Here is an 18,527-nt window from a genome sequence, read left to right as displayed (position 1 = left end):
CCGAACGAAATGGCGGACGCGTGGCGAAACCCGGCCTTCCCCCTCGACGCCGCACTGATGGGCTTCGGCGCAGCAGTCCTTGTGGGCGCACTCGCCGGAGCCATCCCTGCGGTCGTGGCGGTGGGCGTCAAGGTCATCGACGCGATCCGGTTCTGACCTCCTCGCTAAGCCTGCCCTGCTGAAGCCGGAAGCAACGTTCGGTTTTCTGCGCCAGGCTGCGATCATGCGTAACCACCAGGATGGTGGTGTTGTGATCGCGGCTCAGTGAGCTCAACAATTCGATGATGTGCTCACCGGTTTGCTCATCCAGGTTTCCGGTGGGCTCATCGGCGAGGATCAGCTTGGGCTCGTTGGCCAACGCCCGGGCAATCGCCACGCGCTGCTGCTCGCCGCCGGACAAGCGGTTGGTGCGGCGCGAGTGCTTCTCCGGATCCAACTGCACCTGCTCCAACAGCTCCTTGGCCCGCTGTAAGCGCGCTGCCTTGCGGACACCGGCGAACTCCATGGGCAGCATCACGTTGTCCACGGCGCTGAGGTTCGGGATCAGGTTGAACTGCTGGAATACGAAGCCGATGTCCCGGCGGCGATACTCGGTCAGCTTGCCGTCCGGCAGCCCCGCCAGGCTCACACCATCCACGACGACGTCTCCCGAGGTGGGCTTGTCCAGCGCACCCAGGAGGGACAACAGCGTACTCTTGCCGCTGCCGCTCTTGCCGACGATGGACGCCAGCGAGCCTTTTTCAAGCTCGAAGCTCACGCCGTTGACGGGCTTGATGGTCCGGTCACCGGACTTGAACTGACGGACCAGGTCCTTGACTACAATCACGGCTATTCTCCTCGGAGTACTTCGATGGGACGGATGCGGGCGGTCAGCAAGGCCGGGACCAACGCCCCGATGATGGCAACCGCGAACACCGCGGCGATACCTGCTGCAAGGACGCCGGGGGAGACGCTTGCGGTCACTGAGGTGAGCAACTGGGAGGCGCCGCCGAAGGGGCCACCCTGACCGCCGCCCGGCATGCCACCACCCATGCCGCCGCCACCTGGGACGGTTCCGTTCGGCATGGCCCCTGCGAGCCCGCCGCCTCGCTGGGTGGTGGGGGCCGCCGTCGTGCTGGTATTGGAACTGATGAGCGCGGAGGCGATGCCGCCGCTGGCCAGCGAAGCGATCACGGCACCCACAACGCTGCCGAGGGCAACCAAGACCAATGACTCGAGGACAAACTGCAGTCCGATGGTGCGGTTTCGGGCACCAATGGCTTTCAAGACCCCGATTTCCCGGCGGCGCTCGCGGACCAACATGACCATGATCAGCAGGATGATGATTCCGGCAGTTGCCAGGGCAGCGATGAAGGCGACCAGCGAGATGTTCTTGACGCTGTCCAGAGAGCTGACTGCGGTTTCGAGGTTGCGCTGGCCCTGGGTGACGTCGGCCTTGTCCGTGCCGAGAGCGTCCTGGACAGCGGTCTTGGTGCTGTCCACGTTTTCCATGCTGTTGACCGTGACGATCATGGTGGAGAGCTCATCCGGGGTTTCGGCCAGAGTCTGGGCTTCCGGAAGCGTCACATAGACGGCGTTGTTCCCAAAAGTGGTCCCGGCGTCAAAGATGCCCGCTACGGTGAAGGTCTTGTCCTGGATGGTGAACGTGGAGCCCACCGTCAGGCTGTTCTTCTCAGCCAGTGACGTGCCCACGAGAGCTTTGGCTTCTGCCTCGGTGTAGTCGCCCAAACCTGTGCCACTGGTGAGTTCCAGGGCCTTGCCCGTGCTGTCCACCTCTGCACCGATGCCCGTCGCGGTGATCGGCAGCGTGCGTGCGGGCTGGGTGGTTGTGCCGGTGGTGCCGCTTGCGTTGTTCCGGTTGCCGAGCGTTCCGGCGTCGACGGCGGCCGTCAGGTTGGTGCTGACCGTCGCCTGCTGCCCGCCGGGGCCGAAGCCGCCGCCCGGGCCGGCCAGTTGGGTGGTGTCGGTGGTTGCCGTGGTTGCTGTCTGAAGACGAAGAGCCTTCGTGCCAACTACAGACGTCACATTGGCGACCGATGCCGCAGTCTCAGCTTCCGCCGTCGTGAGTGGTTCGCCGCCACCCTCGAACCCCTGGCCGCCTGCCGGGTTAACCGTCAGCGTGGTTCCCACGGAGGCATTGAGCTCCTGGACCTTGGCGCCCACGGCTTGGTTGGCCACGAGCATGGCCAACGCCAGGCCGATGGCTACGGCCAGGACGGCAACTACCGCCGCCGTTCTGATTTTGTTGCGGAAGGCATTGCCTACGCTTCGGGCAAGGACGCTCACGTTTCTCCTCTTGACCTGCAAGTTTGTTTGGCCCACTGGACGTGGGCTGCAGATTCAAGACTCGTGAGTGCTGCTGTGCGGGAAGCCAGCCGAAGCTATGCGTGGGCTGTGAAAGCGAAAGCCCCGGCCCGCCAATGGCGGACCGGGGCTTGCGGTGTAACTCGGGTATCAGTTACTTGGTGATCGGGCCAAGTACCGGATCGTCAACGTAAGCGGTCTTGACGTTCTCCAGGGTCACGATCTGTGGCGGGAGGAGGTAAGCCGGGACGGTCTTGACGCCGTTGTTGTAGGAGTCCTTGTCGTTGATTTCCAGTTCCTTGCCGGCCTGGAGGTCCTTCACCATGGTGATGGCGTGCTCAACGAGCTTGCGGGTGTCCTTGTTGATGGTGGAGTACTGCTCGCCTGCCATGATCGACTTGACGGACTCAACCTCGGAGTCCTGGCCGGTCACGACGGGGAGCGGCTTGCCGGCGGCCTTGACGGACGTCAGCACTGCACGGGCCAGGGTGTCGTTCGGGGAGAGGACGCCGTCCAAGGACGCGGTGCCGTAGCTGCCGGTGAGCAGCGTGTCAGCGCGACGCTGGGCGTTTTCAGCCTTCCAACCCTGGGTAACAGCCTGCTCGAACGAGGTCTGGCCCGAAACTACCTTGAGGGTGCCGTCGTCGATCTTCGGCTTCAGGACGCTCATGGCGCCGTCGAAGAAGACCTTCGCGTTGGCATCATCCGGGGAGCCGGCGAAAAGCTCGACGTTGTACGGGCCGGAGGCCTTCTTGGCCTTCATGCCGTCCAGCAGTGCCTGGCCCTGCAGTTCACCAACCTTGAAGTTGTCGTAGGCCACGTAGTAGTCCACGTTCTCGGTGTTCAGAAGCAGACGGTCATAGGCGATGACTGTAGCGCCGGAGTCCTTGGCCTGCTGGAGCTGCGTGCCGAGCTGCGCACCGTCGATGGCACCGACGATGATGACCTTGGCGCCCTTGGTGACCATGGCGCTGATCTGGTTCTGCTGCTCGGAAACGCCGCCGTTGGCGAACTGTACGTCAGCCTTGAAGCCGGCGCCCGTGAGGCCGTCGTTGAACAGCTTCTCCGCCAGGACCCAGTTTTCACTGGTCTTCTGCGGAAGTGCGACGCCGATCAGCGAGTCCTTGGGGAACGCTTCCCCGCCTGCTGTGCTGCTGCTTGAGCCGCTGTCAGTGCGGCCGCAGGCTGTCAGCGCCAGTGCCGCGATGGCAGCGACTGCTGCTGCCTTTCCTGCTTTACCAAACATTCGCATATCTTGGTTCACTTTCTGTGTGGGTGGGGTGGAGCGAGTCTGTCTGGAAGCGGATTACGCTTCCTTGGAGATGACCTCTTTGGTGGAGGTGGTTTCGTCGGGCTTGATCTCGTTGTTGCGCTGGAAGTTCTTCATCAGCAGCCCGGTAATGGACCGCTTGCCCTGGGACTTGTTGTAGACATCGAAGGCAACGGCTGCCAGGAGCACCAGGCCCTTGATGATCTGGGTGAGGTCGGCGCCTACGCCCAGGAGCTGGAGGCCATTGTTCAGGACGGCCATCACCAAGCCACCCACGATCGAGCCGATCACGGTACCGACGCCACCGGTAACGGCAGCGCCGCCAATGAAGACGGCTGCGATGGCGTCCAGTTCCCAACCGACGCCGTCGAACGGGCCGGAAGCGGTGGAGCGGCCCACGAAGATCATGCCTGCCAGGCCAGCCAGGACGGACATGTTCATCATGACCAGGAAGTTGACCTTCTTGGACTGCACGCCGGACAGCTCAGCTGCGTGGCGGTTGCCACCCACGGCGTAGACGTGGCGGCCGAGGACGGTCTTATCGGCGATAAAACCGTAGATGAGGACCAGGACGGCCAGAATCAGGCCCGGGATGGGGAAGGAAGTACCGGGGCGGCCCGTGGCGAACAGGTACGTGGCGTAGAGGATGGCACCGCAGATCAGGACCAGCTTGGTAACTTCAACCCAGAGCTCGGGAACGTCGGCTCCCAGCGCCTTGTTGGTGGCGCGGGCTCGCAGGGACATGATCACCACGAGCGCGGCGGCAATGATTCCGAGCAGCAAGGTGAGGTTGTTGAAGCCGGTGTTCGGTCCAATTTCAGGCAGGTATCCGGAGCCCAGGAACTGGAATTCCTTGGGGACAGGGATGGTGTTGGACTTGCCGACGAACTGGTTGAAGCCGCGGAACAAGAGCATGCCGGCCAGGGTCACGATGAAGGCGGGTATGCCCACATAGGCCACCCAGAATCCTTGCCAGGCACCGATCACTGCCCCCAGGACTAGACCGAAGAGGACACCGGCCCACCATGGGAAACCCCAATCCCGCATGGCCAGGGCCACGAAGACGCCGACGAAGGCGGCAACGGAACCCACGGAAAGGTCGATGTGGCCGGCGATGATCACCAGGACCATGCCGATGGCCAGGATCAGGATGTAAGAGTTGCCGTTGAACAGGTTGATCACATTGCCGGGGGTGAGCGTACGGCCCTCGGTGAAGATCTGGAAGAAGACGATAAGTGCCACCAGGGCGAAGATCATGCCGAACTGGCGGGTATTGCCACCAAATAGCTTCTTGAGCGCGTTCATTGTTTTGGTCCTTGTGTCAGGAAGGGGCGAGGCTGGGCCAATGGTCAGGCGGATTTGCGGGCGGAAGTCATGAGCTTCATGAGGCTTTCCTGGCTTGCTTCGTTCTTGTCCAGGACGCCGGTGATGGCGCCTTCGAAGATGGTGTAGATGCGGTCGGACAGGCCCAGGAGCTCGGGAAGCTCCGAGGAAATGACAATCACTCCCTTGCCTTGGTTGGCCAGCCTCTGGATGATGCCGTAGATCTCGTACTTGGCACCCACGTCGATTCCACGGGTGGGTTCATCCAGGATCAGGAGATCGGGATCAGTGAACATCCACTTGGCCAGCACTACTTTTTGCTGGTTACCGCCGGAGAGCTTGGCTACGCCTTCTTCCACCGACGGTGTCTTGGTTCGCAGTGATTTCCGGTACTCCTCGGCGACCGAGAATTCCTTGCGGGTGTCCACCACCGTGTAATTGCTGATCTTGTTCAGGGCCGCCGAAACCGTGGTGGTCTTGATGTCGTCCAGCAGGTTCAGGCCCAGGGACTTGCGGTCCTCGGTCACGTAGCCGAGGCCTGCGTCGATGGCGGCGCGAACGCTGCGGAGCTGGACCGGCTTGCCGTCTTTGTAGACCTGCCCCTTGATGAACCGACCGTAGGAATGACCGAACAACGATCGCGCCAGTTCCGTGCGGCCTGCGCCCATCAACCCGGCGAAGCCGACGATTTCGCCGCGGCGTACGTAGAAGTTGGAACCCTTGCAAATCAGGCGGTCCTGGATCTGGGGGTGTCCCACCGTCCAGTCCTTGACCTCGAAGAAGACTTCACCGATCTTCGGCTCGTGATCCGGGAAGCGGGACTCGAGCGTCCGGCCAACCATGCCTTTGATGATGCGGTCCTCGTCCACGCCATCCCGTTTGACGTTCAGCGTCTCGATCGACTTGCCGTCACGGATGATGGTGATCTCGTCAGCGATCTGTTCGATCTCGTTGAGCTTGTGGGAAATGATGATCGAGGTGATGCCCTTGCCCTTCAGGCCAAGGATCAGGTCCAGCAGGTGCTGGGAGTCCGACTCGTTCAGCGCTGCGGTGGGCTCGTCCAGAATCAGCAGGCGAACGGATTTGTTCAACGCTTTGGCGATTTCCACCAGCTGCTGCTTGCCGACACCGATTTCCTTGATGGGGGTGTCCGGGTCTTCCCGCAGGCCTACCCGGGCCAGCAATTCAATGGAACGCTTGCGGGCTTCCGCCCAGTCAATGACGCCCCACTTGGTGGGTTCGTTGCCCAGGAAGATGTTCTCCATGATGGACAATTCCGGAATCAGCGCCAGTTCCTGGTGGATGATCACGATGCCCGCCGCTTCACTGGCGCGGATGTCCTTGAACTGCTGCGTTTCGGCCATGTACACGATGTCGCCCGTGTAACTGCCGTGGGGGTAAACGCCCGACAGTACTTTCATGAGCGTGGACTTGCCGGCGCCGTTCTCGCCGCAAATTGCGTGGATTTCGCCGGCCAGCACGCGCAAGCTCACATTCGACAAGGCCTTCACGCCTGGGAATTCCTTCGTGATCGAGCGCATCTCCAAAAGGACGGGATCACTTTGCGTGTTGAGGGATGTCATCAGCCCTTACGCCTCCAATGCATGACTTCGTTGTCGGCCCCGCAAACGGCGGAGCTGTCTGATGAAAAAGTAAACTGGATCACCTATCTTGTCGTCAAGACTTGAACACAAGATCCAGCTAACGATTTCGTTACCTACCGGTAATACCGGCATGTTGGAACACTAATGCGGCTGCGCCAAGGGCTTCTGCACGGGCCCCGAGGGAGGACATGGCCAGGTGCGTTGTCTCGCCCACCACGGGCACTGCGTGGCGCACCAGGCCCCTGCGGATAGGGTCCAGCAAAAGGTCGCCGAGGCCCGCCAAGGGGCCACCGACCACGATTACTTCCGGGTTGATCAGATTGGAAACGTTGCCGAGCGCGCGGCCAACCGCAAGTCCTGCATCGTCCACCACGCGCTGGGTCGCGGAGTCCCCGGCGAGGCAGTTGCGCACGATGTCCTGCGGCGTCAGGAGTGTCTCCTGGCCACGGCCCAACAGCTCGATCATGGTGGTGGTGGACGCTATCGTCTCGAGGCAACCCCTGTTGCCGCACCGGCACACCAAACCATGTTCATGGATGGTCGCGTGGCCGATTTCGCCTGTGATACCCACGTTGCCGTAGTAAGGAAACCCGTTGAGTATCAGGCCTGCGCCGATGCCCGAACCGATCTTGAGGAACATCAAGTTGGAGACCCCGCTGTGGGGACCCCACGTTACTTCGGACAGCGCACCCAAGTTGGCGTCGTTGTCAACAAAGACGGGGCAATTCAGGGCTTCCTCCAGCCGATGGAGGATGTCGATACCTACCCACTCGGGGAGGATGGCGCCTTGGGCGACCGTGCCGGAGCGTCGATCGATGGGGCCGGGGATGCCCGCTCCCGCACCCACAACGGCTGTGCGATCAATGCCGTTTTCCTCGAGCAGCTTTTCCAGTAACCGCACCGCCGCTGCGATGCCTTCCTCGGCCCGGTGGCCTAGCGGCAACTCAATGTAATCCTCAGCAATCACGTGGTAGCCCAACGATGCGAGGACCACCCGCAGGTGGCGGCGTCCAAAGTCGATTCCGACGGCGACGGCCCCGTTGCTGTTCAGCCTCACGTTGGTTGCCCGGCGGCCGGAACTGGTGGTCGGTTCCGTGGAAACCAAGCCGGCGTCCTGCATGATTTTCACGATGTTGGAGATCGTGGCGGTGGAAAGTCCGGTCTGCCGGGAGAGCTCTGCCTGCGTGGACGGCCCGCTCAACAAGCATTCGATGATGCGTTGCTGATTCAGGTGGCGGAGCGCTGACTGCGAGCCGGGTTTTCTTGGGTGGCTCTTCGTTGAGCGCTGCGTAGCGGGCATGACAAGAAGATTGCCCCACAAGCGATGTTGTAGTCAAGAAGTGAACACAGCAAGTCAACCCTGCCCGACATACTCCAACGCAAGAATGTCTCTTAAGTACCCGTTGTGAGGCCCGATATGCACCCTAAGATCCCCCATTTGCGCGCAGAGGTGGCCTCGCAACGCAAGGGAGCGCGGGCATTGCGTCCCGATTTGGGGGCGTGCGGGTCCAATTGCCTCACCAGATGCTCGAGTCCCACGCCTACGCTGGAAGGAAAGATCCTCCCGGGCACGTGAATTTGGCAACGGGATCAGGCGAAACCAAGGTGGTAATGATGCTGCTCTCAGTCCTGCAGGCGAACGCTTCCGTCATGGACGTAGAGGCCAACCTGCGCACAATCGACGACGCCGCCCAGCGCGCCGCTCAAGCCGGGGCCGGGCTGCTCCTCACACCGGAGCTGTTCCCCGTTGGCTACGCACCGCTGCGTCTCCACGCTGAACTGGATCCGGCTACCCTCCCCGGCATCCGCGAGCGCCTGTCCGAGATCGCCCGCCGTCACAGCATCGGCCTGGTGTACAGCCTCCCGGCAGTCGCCGACCATGAGAATGCCTGGCACATCACCGCTTCCCTCCTGGATGCCGAGGGCAACGAAGTCCTCAACTACGCCAAGGTCCACCTCTTTGGCCCGGAGGAGCACAAGGCGTTCGTTGGCGCCCAAGAACCTCCCGCGGTCGTGGATTTCAACGGAATCCGTACATCGATGCTGATCTGCTACGACGTGGAGTTCCCGGAGGCGGTCCGTGCCGCCGCCACCCGTGGTGCCGAGCTCCTGTTGGTGCCAACAGCTCTTTCTGCCGGGTTCGACAACGTTCCGCAGGTCCTCATCCGCGCGCGGGCGTTGGAGAGCCAGCTCAACGTGGCGTACGCCAACCACTCCGGGCATGAGGACGTCTACACGTTCCTGGGCGGCAGCGTCGTGGCCGGACCGGACGGCTCGTTGCTTGCGGCAGCAGGGGAGTCCGCGGCCCTGCTGTTCGCCGAGGTGGGCACGGAGTCGGTCAACGCGGCACGGGAGGAAGTCCCGTACCTGCGCGAACGCCGGCCGAACCTCTATGCAGAGTGGGACAAGCGCGCCTAGTCGCGGGTCCCTTCAGCTGCAGCGCCGGCCACCAGCTCGTCCACGTACTGCAATGCGAACCACAGCTCGGCCCGGATCTGCGCTTGGTTGAGGTCCATGTCCAATAGTTCGCCGAGCACGCCGATCTGCCGCCGGACACTGTTCCTGTGAAGTCCAAGGAGTTTGGCCGAGCCGTCCCAGCTGCCGTTTTCGCTGAGCCAGCCTCGCAGGACACTCAACAGCGGGTCCCGCCGGTCCGCTTCCAGCGACAGCACGGGTGCCAGGAGTCGTTCGGCCAGCATGGTTCCCGCTTCACGGCCCAGGAGTCCTGTGACGGACCACGTCACCTCGTCCACGCGGGCGCTCTTGCCGGTGGAGACAACGCGGCTGCGCAAAGAACCCGCCCGTTGGTATGCCGCCTGAAGGCCAAGGAGTTCCGTTGGCTCGCCGATTACCAGTCGCCAGCCCAGCTTCTCGATATCCGCAAGCAGGGAATCGTCAACCCTGAGCCGCGTAATGGCCGCGAAACCGTACTCGGTGATCTCCACGAGCTTGGTGTCGAACAGGCGCCGCCACTGGAGCACCTCGCGAACCGGGCCGTCGTCAGCCGCGCCATCAACCCGGACGCCTTGAACCACCCGCATCTGTGCCGACCGGGTGGACGACAGACTCTGGGCGAGCAGGTCCTTCAGCCCGTTGACATGTTTAGTGCCGCCTGACGCCAGCGAGTCCGGGTGCAACAGCACGGCCGTAGCCAGCTGGCTGGGTGCCAACGAGCCACTGGTCCGCTGCCTCACCAGCAACTCCAGCAGACCAACGGCCGCCTGCACCACATTGTTTTGCGCAGGAGTCAGCGGCGCGTCGGAGCCGAGGATCAGGGCGCCGAGGTTTGCATCCTTGGTGCTGCGCAACGGATGCCCGAACACCAGCGCCGATCCCGGCTGCTCAAAACCGTCCATCTCTACACGCGGACCGCTGCCTGACAGCAGCCGCTCCAGGAGCGGTGCCAACAAGGAATGTTCGACGCCGCTGCTGCCGCCGGCGTTGTGCCCGCGCGCCCGGACCCGTCCGTCAGCGCCCACCAAAACAGCCCACACGGGAACCCTCTGCACCAGGGCGGCCAGCAGTTCGTGTTCCGGCCTGGGGGAGAGTACCGCGCGCATGAGTTGGCGGTTGGTGTCCGCCAGTTGCCGGAAGACCCTCGCGTTGTCGGTTTCCAGAAGCTGGGAGAATTCCAGGCCGATCGCCGCGAACGGCACGGACTCAGGTACCTCGAACAATGTGAGGTTGTGCTTGCGGCAAGCATCCAGCAGGACGTCCGGGACGGCGTCGAAATACGGCCTGATGCCGAATCCGAGCGCAGCCACCTTGGCATCCACCAGCCGCTGGACGTAGGCGTCCACCTTGGCCGCCGAGCCGCCCTTCCCAAGGAAGGGCAACCCGGCGGTGAGGAGGAACTCGCCCTCCGGCAGGTACGGCGTGGGGTCTTCGAGCTCACTCGGTTCCACCCATCGCAGCAGCGAGGTGCCGCTGCCGCCGTCGTGAAGCATTTTCAACTCCGGCGGCAGCTGCTCCAGGAACTGTTCGAGCGTGACGAAACTGAGGCGGGCGGTGGCGGGCTCAGGCGACATTGCCTGGCCCGGCGGCTGCCGGCTCCTGGTAGTCGGGGCACCGGTAAGCGGTAGTGGCGTAAGCGCGGGGGAGCCGAGGCGCGATCCTGTTGATGATTTCGTCGCCGTGGCTTCCAATCGCGGCGCCCCAGTCGTCGGCGCTCGCCGCCCCGCAGGCCGGGTCACCGAACAGCACCGCCGTGTCGCCGACGTCGATTCCCGACGCGTCCGGCCCAAGGTCCACCATGAACTGGTCCATGCAGACCTTTCCGATCACCGGGACCGTGCGCCCGCCGATGTTCACCACCGAACGGCCGCTGATGCCTTTGGGGATGCCGTCCGCGTAGCCGAGCGGGATGAGCCCGAGGTATCGCGGCTCATAGGTGATGGCCTGGTGTTCGTAGCTGACGCCGGTGCCTGCGGGGACCTTCTTGAGCATGACCAGCGGTGCGGTCACGCTGAGCGCGGGACGCAGGCCAAAGTCGGCAGGGTCCAGGTGATCGGCCGGGGCGAGTCCGTAAATTGCCAGGCCTGCGCGGACCATGTCGAAGTGGAATTCGGGCCGGTCCAGGATGTTCGCAGAGCTGGATACGTGCCTAAGTTCGGGGGCAAGTCCTGCCTGGTGCGCTTCGCGAACAGCGTCCTCGAACTCGGCGACGGCGGTGAGGTTGCCGGGGTGCGCTGGTACATCGGCCCAGGCCAGGTGGGTCCAAATGCCGAGTACGCGAAGGTTCCCGTCGAGCTCTGCCTGCCGGGCCTGCGCCACGAGCTCGGCCCAGTCTTCCTTGCGCGCACCGCCGCGGCTCAGGCCGCTGTCCAGTTCCAAGTGCACGACGGCGGGACGGCCCAGGCGTTTCGCGATGCCTGCCAGCACCTCCAGTTGGCCAACGCTCCCGAGCGACACATCGATGTCGTTTTCGAGGGCTTCGCGAATGGTGGCGCTTGTCTGGGATGCCAGATACAACCAGGAAAGTATCGGCACAGTGATGCCTGCTTGGCGGAGCGCAATCGCTTCGCTGAGCTGGGCCGTTCCCAGCCAGTCCGCTCCAGCCTTGACAGCTGTGCGGGCTACTTCCACCAGTCCGTGGCCATAAGCATTTCCCTTCACCACGGCCATGAAGAATGGCGCCTCAGTGCGCTTTTTCAGGGCCTGGATGTTGTCCGAAATCGCCGACAGGTCCACGGTGACCTGCCCCGAAAGGGCTGCCGAAGCAGCCTCTTGATAGTGTGCATTACGTCTCATGGTTGAACACTATAGGTCATTTTGCACCGTGGTGAGAGGTGGCTCACATGCCAGTCTTGTGGAGGGGAAATCGAAACTACTTTGAAGGGACGTCAAGGGTGACTGTGCCTGTGAACACCAGAAACCCGGCTGCGGCCAACGGCGCCAGGCCGAGCCTGGGCGCGCAACTCCTGCGCCGTAAGCCCATTGGCCAGATGGTCAGCGAAGCCGGAAGCAGTGAAAGCGGAACGCCGCTGGTCCGCAGCTTCGGGGTCCTCCAGCTGACCATGATCAGCGTCGGTGCCACGCTCGGCACCGGCATCCTGGTCATCCTGGGCGAATCCGTGCCGCTGGCGGGACCTGCCATCTGGATCTCCTTCGTCATCGCCGGCTTGGCCGCTCTGCTCTCCGCCGTGTCCTATGCCGAAATGGCTGGACTCGTTCCGGTGGCAGGTTCCAGCTACTCCTACTCCTACGCCACCATGGGCGAGGGCATGGCCTGGATCTGCGGCTGGTGCCTGGTGCTGGAGTACGCGGTCTCGGTTGCAGCAGTTGCCGTGGGGGCCGGACAGTACGTCAACGAGACCTTGGCTGCCTTCGGTCAGTTCCTGCCGGACGCCGTGAGCCAGCCGCCGGGGGATGGCGGCGTGGTCAACGTCCCCGCGATGATCATCGTGATTCTGGCCATGGTCCTGCTGGTCCGCGGTGCACGTGAGAGTGCGTGGATCAACACGGCAATCGTGGTGATCAAGGTGGGCATCCTGCTCTTCTTCTGCGCCGTAGCGTTCACCGCGTTCAATGCCGGTAACTTCGAGCCTCTTCTCCCGATGGGTGCCGCAGGGGTATCCGCCGCAGCGTCGAGCGTTTTCTTCTCCTACATCGGCTTCGACGCCGCCTCCACCGCGGGTGAGGAAGCCAAAAACCCCAAGCGGGATCTCCCCAGGGCCATCATGCTGTCCATGGTGATCGTCACCAGCATTTATGTCCTGGTTGCCGTCGCTGCCATTGGCGCCCGGCCTTGGGGTTGGTTTGACGGTACGGAGGCTGCTCTGGTGCAGATCCTGCATGAGATCACCGGGCAGCCGTGGATTGCGCTGGTCTTCTCCATTGGTGCAGTTCTTGCCATCGCCAGCATCGTGCTGACAGTCCTCTACGGTCAGACCCGCATCATGCTCTCCATGTCCCGCGACGGCATGATGCCCAAAGTCTTTGGACGCATTTCCCGCCGAACCGGCACCCCTGTGGCCGGAACGCTGATCGTTGGCGTCGGCGTCGCCCTTGCCGCTGGCTTGGTCCCGCTGGGTGCTCTGGCCGACGCCACCAGCATAGGAACCCTGTTCGCGTTCGCGTTGGTCAATGTTGCAGTGATCTACCTGCGCCGCAACCGCCCCGATCTTGAGCGAAGCTTCAGGGTTCCCCTGTATCCGATCACTCCCATCCTGGGCACGCTGATGTGTGCCTACCTGATGATCAACCTCGGTGCCGATACCTGGATCACCTTCGGTGTCTGGATGCTCGTGGGCATCGCCATCTACTTCGGCTATGGACGCCGGAACTCCAAGGTAGCCGCGCTCAGCGAACAGGACTACCGTGAACTAACCACCAGGGCCGTGAGCCCGGAACCTGTGAAAGCAGCAAACTCATGACCATCGCCACCGAACTCCCGCTCATCGAGGAACCAGGAGCGCCCGCCGCAGCAGCCGGCGCACCGATCACCATGTTGAACCCGGACTTCCCGTTCAGCTACGACCATTACCTGGCGCACCCGGACGGTTTGGGCTCAGTCCCCGAGGAGCTCTACGGCACCGAGGTGGCCATCATCGGCGCCGGGCTGTCCGGCCTGGTCACTGCGTATGAACTCATGAAGCTTGGCCTCAAACCCGTCATCTACGAGGCCGACCAGATCGGTGGACGTCTCCGGACTGCGAGCTTCCCGTCCGCGCCCGGCGTTGTGGCGGACCTCGGCGGCATGCGCTTCCCGGTTTCCGGGAAGGCTTTCTACCACTACGTGGACCTCCTTGGCTTGGACACCAACGATTTCCCCAATCCCATGGCGCCGGCAACTTCTTCCACGGTCATTGAACTTGCGGGTAAGAAGCACTACGCCACCACTGCTGACGAGCTGCCGGAGTTCTTCCTCGAAGTGGCTGACGCTTGGAAAGCCGCAGTGAATGACGGCGCTGCTTTCGCCGAGATGCAGGAAGCCATCAAGGCCCGCGACACCAAGCGGATCAAAGAACTCTGGAACGCCCTCCTGCCGGAACTCGACGAGCAAACCTTCTACGGCTTCATCGCCGCCAGCAAGTCCTTCAAGGAGGCCGGGTTCGCTCACCGTGAAGCATTCGGGCAAGTGGGCTTCGGCACCGGTGGTTGGGATACCGACTTCCCCAACTCCATCCTCGAAATCCTCCGCGTGGTCTACACCGACGCCGACGACCAGCACCGCTCCATTAAGGGAGGAGCGCAAAGGCTCCCCGAGGCACTCTGGAACCACGCGCCGTCGGGCCTTAAGTACTGGCCGGAAGGCACCTCGCTCGCGTCCCTGCACTCCGGTTCGCCGCGCGGAGCCGTGGACAACATCCGCCGGGCGGAGAACGGCGACCTCCTGGTCCGCGAGAACTGGGGGCGCGAGGCCACGTACCAAGCCGTGGTGACCACCTGCCAGTCCTGGCTGCTGTCCACGCGCATCCACACCGAGGAAGCGCTGTTCCCAGCCGAGTTGTGGACAGCGATCGAGCGCTCGCACTACATGCAGTCGTCTAAGACCTTCGTGATGGTGGACCGGCCGTTCTGGAAGGACATCGATCCCGAGACCGGCCGCGAGGTCTTGTCCATGACCCTCACCGACCGCCTCAACCGGGCAACGTACTTGCTCGACGACGGCCCGGACAAGCCCGCTGTCATCCTCCTGTCCTACACCTGGAACGACGACGCCCTGAAATGGCTAGCGCTCACCGCCGAGGAACGCGTGAAGCTCATGCTGCACTCCTTGGAGCAGATCTACCCGGGCGTGGACATTTCAAGCCACATCATCGGGCAGCCGATCACGGTGTCCTGGGAAGCGGACCCCAACTTCATGGGCGCGTTCAAGGCCAACCTGCCCGGACACTACCGGTACCAGCAGCGCTTGTTCACGCACTTCAAGCAGGATCAGCTGGCGGAGCACCAGCGCGGAATCTTCCTCGCGGGGGACGATGTGTCCTTCACCGCCGGATGGGCTGAGGGTGCCGTGACCACGGGCCTGAACGCCGTGTGGGGAGTGGTGAACCACCTGGGTGGCGCATCCGCTGCCGGCAACCCGGGTCCGGGTGACCTGCTGGATGAGCTCGGCCCGATCTCCCTGGACTGATCTCCCCTTATACGTTGCGAGGCCCGCTCTGCACCCTAAACCCTCAGGGAGGCGGTGGGGATGCAGGGCAGGGCCTCGCATTCGTATTTATCCACGAAGGGATGTTCGCCTAGCTGAGGGCTAAGGCGAGGCCAAACATGGCCAGCGCGAATATCGGGAAAAGCCAGTTGGTGACCAGCACGCCGATCTTCTTCCGCGCTCCGGTGTTCGGCTTCGTGTCGGCAGTTGGGTCGATAATGTCGTCGTTATCCGGGCCAAGGTGCCTCATCGTGTTGACGATGGAGAGAAGAACCATGATGGCGGCGCTGCCCATGAGCCAGGGGAGAGGGTTCAGTTCCAGCCATGCATCCGCCCGGTTGGTTGGCGCTACTACTCCGGAGGCAAGCCCTGACGCTACACAAATGACAACAAGGCCTACGAGCACCCAGTGGTGCCGGACCGCTGCGGTGAGATAGAGCGGCAGGAGTGCAATGACTACGAGCGGCGTCGCAACAAGAGCTGCTTGTACCGGCGAAATCAGCATTGGCTCGGAGCGGGCCCATGGCACCACGGCCTGGTTGAAAAGCAAAAAGGCCAAGATGCCCAGCATGGATGGCCAGAGCGCCTTCCTTACCCATTCAAACTTCGGCGCACGTGGAAGTTCGAGCTCGGCCGCATAGCTGCGTGCTGGCCCGAACGCTTCCTCAGCCTGTTGGCCGGTGTCTCTGAGGAGTTCCCGGACGCTTGCCACGGTGTCACCGATTGCATCCCCATGTACCTGGCGGAGTCGAAGTTCCAGGACGAGTTCGTCAAACCATTTCTTGTTGGCGGTTTCCTGCATCATGTAGTGGTCTCCTTCGTGTCCTGCCCGTCGAGGTATCGCTTGCTGAGCTCGGTGAATCGCAGCCAGTCCGCGCTGAGCCGTTTCACTTCGGTGCGCCCGCGGTCAGTCAGGGCAAAGTACTTTCGGCCCGGTCCGCCGTCCCCTGCCCGCCATTCGGTGGTGACCAGGCCAGCGGCCTCATAACGGGTGAGGAGCGGGTAGAGAGTGCCGCCCTTGATGGTGCCGAACCCGTGGCGCTCAAGTTCACTGATGATCGCGTAACCGTAGGAGGGGCCAGCGGAGAGGGCATGAAGCGAGAGGAAGCCCAGCGTCGCACGCAGCCAATCACTTGGCCAATCAGCGCCTTCCGACGTCGGCGGACCTGGATGGGAAGCTGTCATGACTACATTGTCACTCTAAGTAGTTAGCCTGTAAAGCCATGGTATGCAGCGAGGCCTGCCCTTCGACCGAACGCTCAGGTTCGGTCGAAGGGCAGGCCTCGCGATTTGCGTCAGTTTGTGTGCATCTCCCTGTGCGCCGCAGCGAGCTCCTTGTAGTGGTCCGCGTTGTGCTTGACACCCTCAAACTCTTCATCGGTAAGTTCGCGGCGGACCTTCGCGGGAACACCGGCAACGAGGGAGCGCGGGGGAATGACCGTGCCCTCCAGAACCACTGCGCCGGCAGCGATGAGCGAACCCGATCCAACTACTGCGCCGTTGAGGATGGTGGCGCTCATGCCGATCAGGCAGTCGTCCTCTATGGTGCAGCCGTGGACCACTGCGCTGTGACCCACGGAGACGCGCTCGCCGACGGTGCACGGGAAGCCGGGGTCGGCGTGGAGGACTACGTTGTCCTGGAGGTTGGACCCTGCACCCACGCTGATCGCGGCCGTATCTGCGCGGACGGAGACGCCGTAGAAAGCACTGGAGTCCTCGGCCAACGTGGCCTTGCCAATAATTGATGCCGTGGGTGCCACGAAGGCGGTGTCATGGATGGCCGGAGTATCCCCGGCGAAAGTGTAAGAAGGAGCCATGGAGCCCAGCTTAGTTCCCCATCAGGTGGCACTTCAGGCCGATATGCCGCCCCAAAACGGCCTGAAGTGCGACTCAGTTGGGCAACGGGGTGCGGAGGACCAGGAACTGGTAGTGCTGATTCCACTGACCCGCGCCGGGGCCGGACTCCACGCCCACACCTTCCGGCCAGGTCCGGAAGTGTTCCACAGCACCGTGTTCGCCAAAAATCCGCTGCACGGTTTCGTCGCTACGGCGGCTGAAGAACCGTCGCGGCTCCTCGAGGTCCTCCGGGTTGAGGACTTCGTCGTCCTCACCTGACCAAAGCCCGACGGCGATTGGCGCACCAGGTGCGGTGACCCGCACCAGTTCGCGGACGACGTCGTGAATTCGGCTGTTGGGAACATGAAGGAGAGTGCTCATGGTCCACGCCGCAGAGAACACAGAAGAGGCAAAAGGCAGGTCCCGCCCGCTGGCCACCGAGGCGTCGAGCCCGGCCGAGCGCGCCAAATGAACGCTTTCCGGGGACAGGTCAACACCGGTGTAATGCAGCCCTGCGCGGACGAACTCCACGCCCTCCACCCCGGTTCCACACCCGAGTTCCAGCAATGAGTGCCGGTGCTCGGACTTCAACAGCCGGATGAACCATTCCCTGCATTCAACCCGATGCGGGGTCAATGCCCGGGTGTTCCGGACGGGAGCATGGCGGTCGTAGTAAACCGCCAGGTCAGCTTCATGGTTGGCCTCGGGGATGCCGTGCATACCCTCAGCATAGGAGCGGCGTTAGTTGAACACCACGGTCCGGGTGCCGTCGAGCAGCACGCGGTGTTCGGCATGCCACTGGACTGCTTGGGCCAGCGTACGGCCTTCGACGTCGCGGCCCATCTGCACGAACTGGGCAGCCGTGCGTGCGTGGTCAACGCGGATGACTTCCTGCTCGATGATCGGACCCTCGTCGAGGTCGGCCGTCACGTAGTGGGCAGTGGCGCCGATGATCTTCACACCGCGGGCGTGGGCCTGGTGGTACGGCTTGGCACCCTTGAACGAGGGAAGGAAAGAGTGGTGGATGTTGATGGCCTTGCCGTTCAACTCCGTGCAGAGATCGTTGGAGAGAACCTGCATGTAACGGGCCAGGACCGTCAGTTCGACGTCGTGCTCGGCGATCAGCTTCAGCAGCTCCGCCTCGGCCTGGGGCTTGGTTTCCGGCGTCACGGGGATGTGGTGGAACGGGATTCCGTAGAACTCCGCCAACGACTCGAGGTCGCGGTGGTTGGACACGATGGCCGGAACGTCGATGGGCAGGGTGCCGGTGCGCTGCTGGAAAAGGAGGTCGTTGAGGCAGTGCGCGTCCTTGGAGCACAGGATGATGGTGCGGACCTTCTGGCCCACGGGGTTGATCTGCCAGGTCATGCCAAAGGATTCGGCCACCGGCCGCAGGGCAGCGGCCAGTTCGTCTTGGGAGGACGCAGTGGTTGCCTCCACGCGCATGAAGAAGTTGCCGGTGGTGGGACTTCCGTATTGTTGCGAATCGGCGATATTGCACCCGGCGTCAAGAAGTGCGCCGGCGACAGCGTGCACGATGCCGGGGCGGTCGGGGCAGGAGAGGGTCACAACAAAAGCGGTGGAGTCAGTCACA

Annotated in this window: 17 protein-coding genes; 4 read left to right on the top strand and 13 right to left on the bottom strand. The window is 63.0% G+C overall.

The genetic code is table 11. The features are described 5' to 3' along the window. Nucleotides 1-9 precede the first annotated feature (9 nt). Nucleotides 10-156 (top strand): hypothetical protein, encoded by a 147-nt coding sequence (locus AC1RJY_RS01440; protein ID WP_286140272.1) that lies wholly within the window; start codon nucleotides 10-12, stop codon nucleotides 154-156. Here AC1RJY_RS01440 and AC1RJY_RS01435 read toward each other — a convergent pair. From AC1RJY_RS01435 to AC1RJY_RS01410, 6 genes are all read right to left on the bottom strand, one after another. Then, the gene (locus tag AC1RJY_RS01435; RefSeq protein WP_011773943.1) at nucleotides 134-826 is read right to left on the bottom strand and encodes an ABC transporter ATP-binding protein; all 693 of its coding nucleotides are present in this window, start codon (nucleotides 824-826) and stop codon (nucleotides 134-136) included. The two genes, AC1RJY_RS01440 and AC1RJY_RS01435, sit on opposite strands and share 23 nt — an antisense overlap. Nucleotides 827-828: 2 nt before the next feature. Beyond that, nucleotides 829-2,286: an ABC transporter permease gene (locus tag AC1RJY_RS01430; RefSeq protein ID WP_498601015.1), complete on the bottom strand. Its 1,458-nt coding sequence runs from the start codon at nucleotides 2,284-2,286 to the stop codon at nucleotides 829-831. Between the two features lie 172 nt (nucleotides 2,287-2,458). Further along, a complete protein-coding gene (locus AC1RJY_RS01425) occupies nucleotides 2,459-3,556 on the bottom strand; it encodes a substrate-binding domain-containing protein (RefSeq protein ID WP_014921058.1) in 1,098 nt (365 codons plus the stop codon). 54 nt (nucleotides 3,557-3,610) lie between these two features. Further along, nucleotides 3,611-4,879, bottom strand: a complete 1,269-nt coding sequence (gene mmsB, locus AC1RJY_RS01420) for a multiple monosaccharide ABC transporter permease (protein ID WP_011773946.1) — start codon at nucleotides 4,877-4,879, stop codon at nucleotides 3,611-3,613. A gap of 44 nt (nucleotides 4,880-4,923) precedes the next feature. Continuing rightward, complete coding sequence (gene mmsA, locus AC1RJY_RS01415) at nucleotides 4,924-6,480, bottom strand: multiple monosaccharide ABC transporter ATP-binding protein (RefSeq protein ID WP_011773947.1); 1,557 nt, start codon at nucleotides 6,478-6,480, stop codon at nucleotides 4,924-4,926. A gap of 130 nt (nucleotides 6,481-6,610) precedes the next feature. Further along, complete coding sequence (locus tag AC1RJY_RS01410) at nucleotides 6,611-7,801, bottom strand: ROK family transcriptional regulator (protein ID WP_011773948.1); 1,191 nt, start codon at nucleotides 7,799-7,801, stop codon at nucleotides 6,611-6,613. A gap of 311 nt (nucleotides 7,802-8,112) precedes the next feature. Here AC1RJY_RS01410 and AC1RJY_RS01405 point away from each other — a divergent pair, with 311 nt between their 5' ends. Continuing rightward, complete coding sequence (locus AC1RJY_RS01405; protein WP_043471074.1) at nucleotides 8,113-8,919, top strand: carbon-nitrogen hydrolase family protein; 807 nt, start codon at nucleotides 8,113-8,115, stop codon at nucleotides 8,917-8,919. Here the strand turns inward: AC1RJY_RS01405 and AC1RJY_RS01400 are convergent. Both AC1RJY_RS01400 and alr read right to left on the bottom strand, forming a co-directional pair. Beyond that, nucleotides 8,916-10,529 (bottom strand): PucR family transcriptional regulator, encoded by a 1,614-nt coding sequence (locus tag AC1RJY_RS01400; protein WP_011773950.1) that lies wholly within the window; start codon nucleotides 10,527-10,529, stop codon nucleotides 8,916-8,918. The two genes, AC1RJY_RS01405 and AC1RJY_RS01400, sit on opposite strands and share 4 nt — an antisense overlap. Further along, entirely contained in the window at nucleotides 10,519-11,751 is a 1,233-nt protein-coding gene (gene alr, locus AC1RJY_RS01395; protein WP_498601014.1) for an alanine racemase, read from the bottom strand. Before alr ends, AC1RJY_RS01400 begins: the two co-directional genes overlap by 11 nt. 194 nt (nucleotides 11,752-11,945) lie before the next feature. Here alr and AC1RJY_RS01390 point away from each other — a divergent pair, with 194 nt between their 5' ends. Continuing rightward, on the top strand, nucleotides 11,946-13,376 hold the full coding sequence (locus tag AC1RJY_RS01390; RefSeq protein WP_238324632.1) for an amino acid permease: 1,431 nt from the start codon (nucleotides 11,946-11,948) through the stop codon (nucleotides 13,374-13,376). Then, on the top strand, nucleotides 13,373-15,079 hold the full coding sequence (locus AC1RJY_RS01385) for a flavin monoamine oxidase family protein (protein WP_498601013.1): 1,707 nt from the start codon (nucleotides 13,373-13,375) through the stop codon (nucleotides 15,077-15,079). The genes AC1RJY_RS01390 and AC1RJY_RS01385 overlap by 4 nt, the downstream gene beginning before the upstream one ends. 109 nt (nucleotides 15,080-15,188) lie before the next feature. On the opposite strand, the gene AC1RJY_RS01380 is transcribed toward AC1RJY_RS01385, so the two are convergent. From AC1RJY_RS01380 to purU, 5 genes are all read right to left on the bottom strand, one after another. Beyond that, entirely contained in the window at nucleotides 15,189-15,902 is a 714-nt protein-coding gene (locus AC1RJY_RS01380; protein ID WP_210064384.1) for a hypothetical protein, read from the bottom strand. Beyond that, complete coding sequence (locus AC1RJY_RS01375) at nucleotides 15,899-16,282, bottom strand: PadR family transcriptional regulator (protein ID WP_210064383.1); 384 nt, start codon at nucleotides 16,280-16,282, stop codon at nucleotides 15,899-15,901. Before AC1RJY_RS01375 ends, AC1RJY_RS01380 begins: the two co-directional genes overlap by 4 nt. 110 nt (nucleotides 16,283-16,392) lie before the next feature. Next, complete coding sequence (locus AC1RJY_RS01370) at nucleotides 16,393-16,914, bottom strand: gamma carbonic anhydrase family protein (protein ID WP_210064382.1); 522 nt, start codon at nucleotides 16,912-16,914, stop codon at nucleotides 16,393-16,395. A 73-nt stretch (nucleotides 16,915-16,987) separates the two neighbouring features. Beyond that, entirely contained in the window at nucleotides 16,988-17,653 is a 666-nt protein-coding gene (locus tag AC1RJY_RS01365; protein ID WP_210064381.1) for a class I SAM-dependent methyltransferase, read from the bottom strand. A gap of 21 nt (nucleotides 17,654-17,674) precedes the next feature. Then, entirely contained in the window at nucleotides 17,675-18,526 is an 852-nt protein-coding gene (gene purU, locus AC1RJY_RS01360) for a formyltetrahydrofolate deformylase (RefSeq protein WP_014921066.1), read from the bottom strand. Nucleotide 18,527: the final 1 nt, after the last annotated feature.

The organism is Arthrobacter sp. GW822-FHT05G07, from assembly GCF_058799755.1.
The sequence above is the reverse complement of the archived record's forward strand: the minus strand, read 5'-3'. Positions and strand labels throughout refer to the sequence as shown.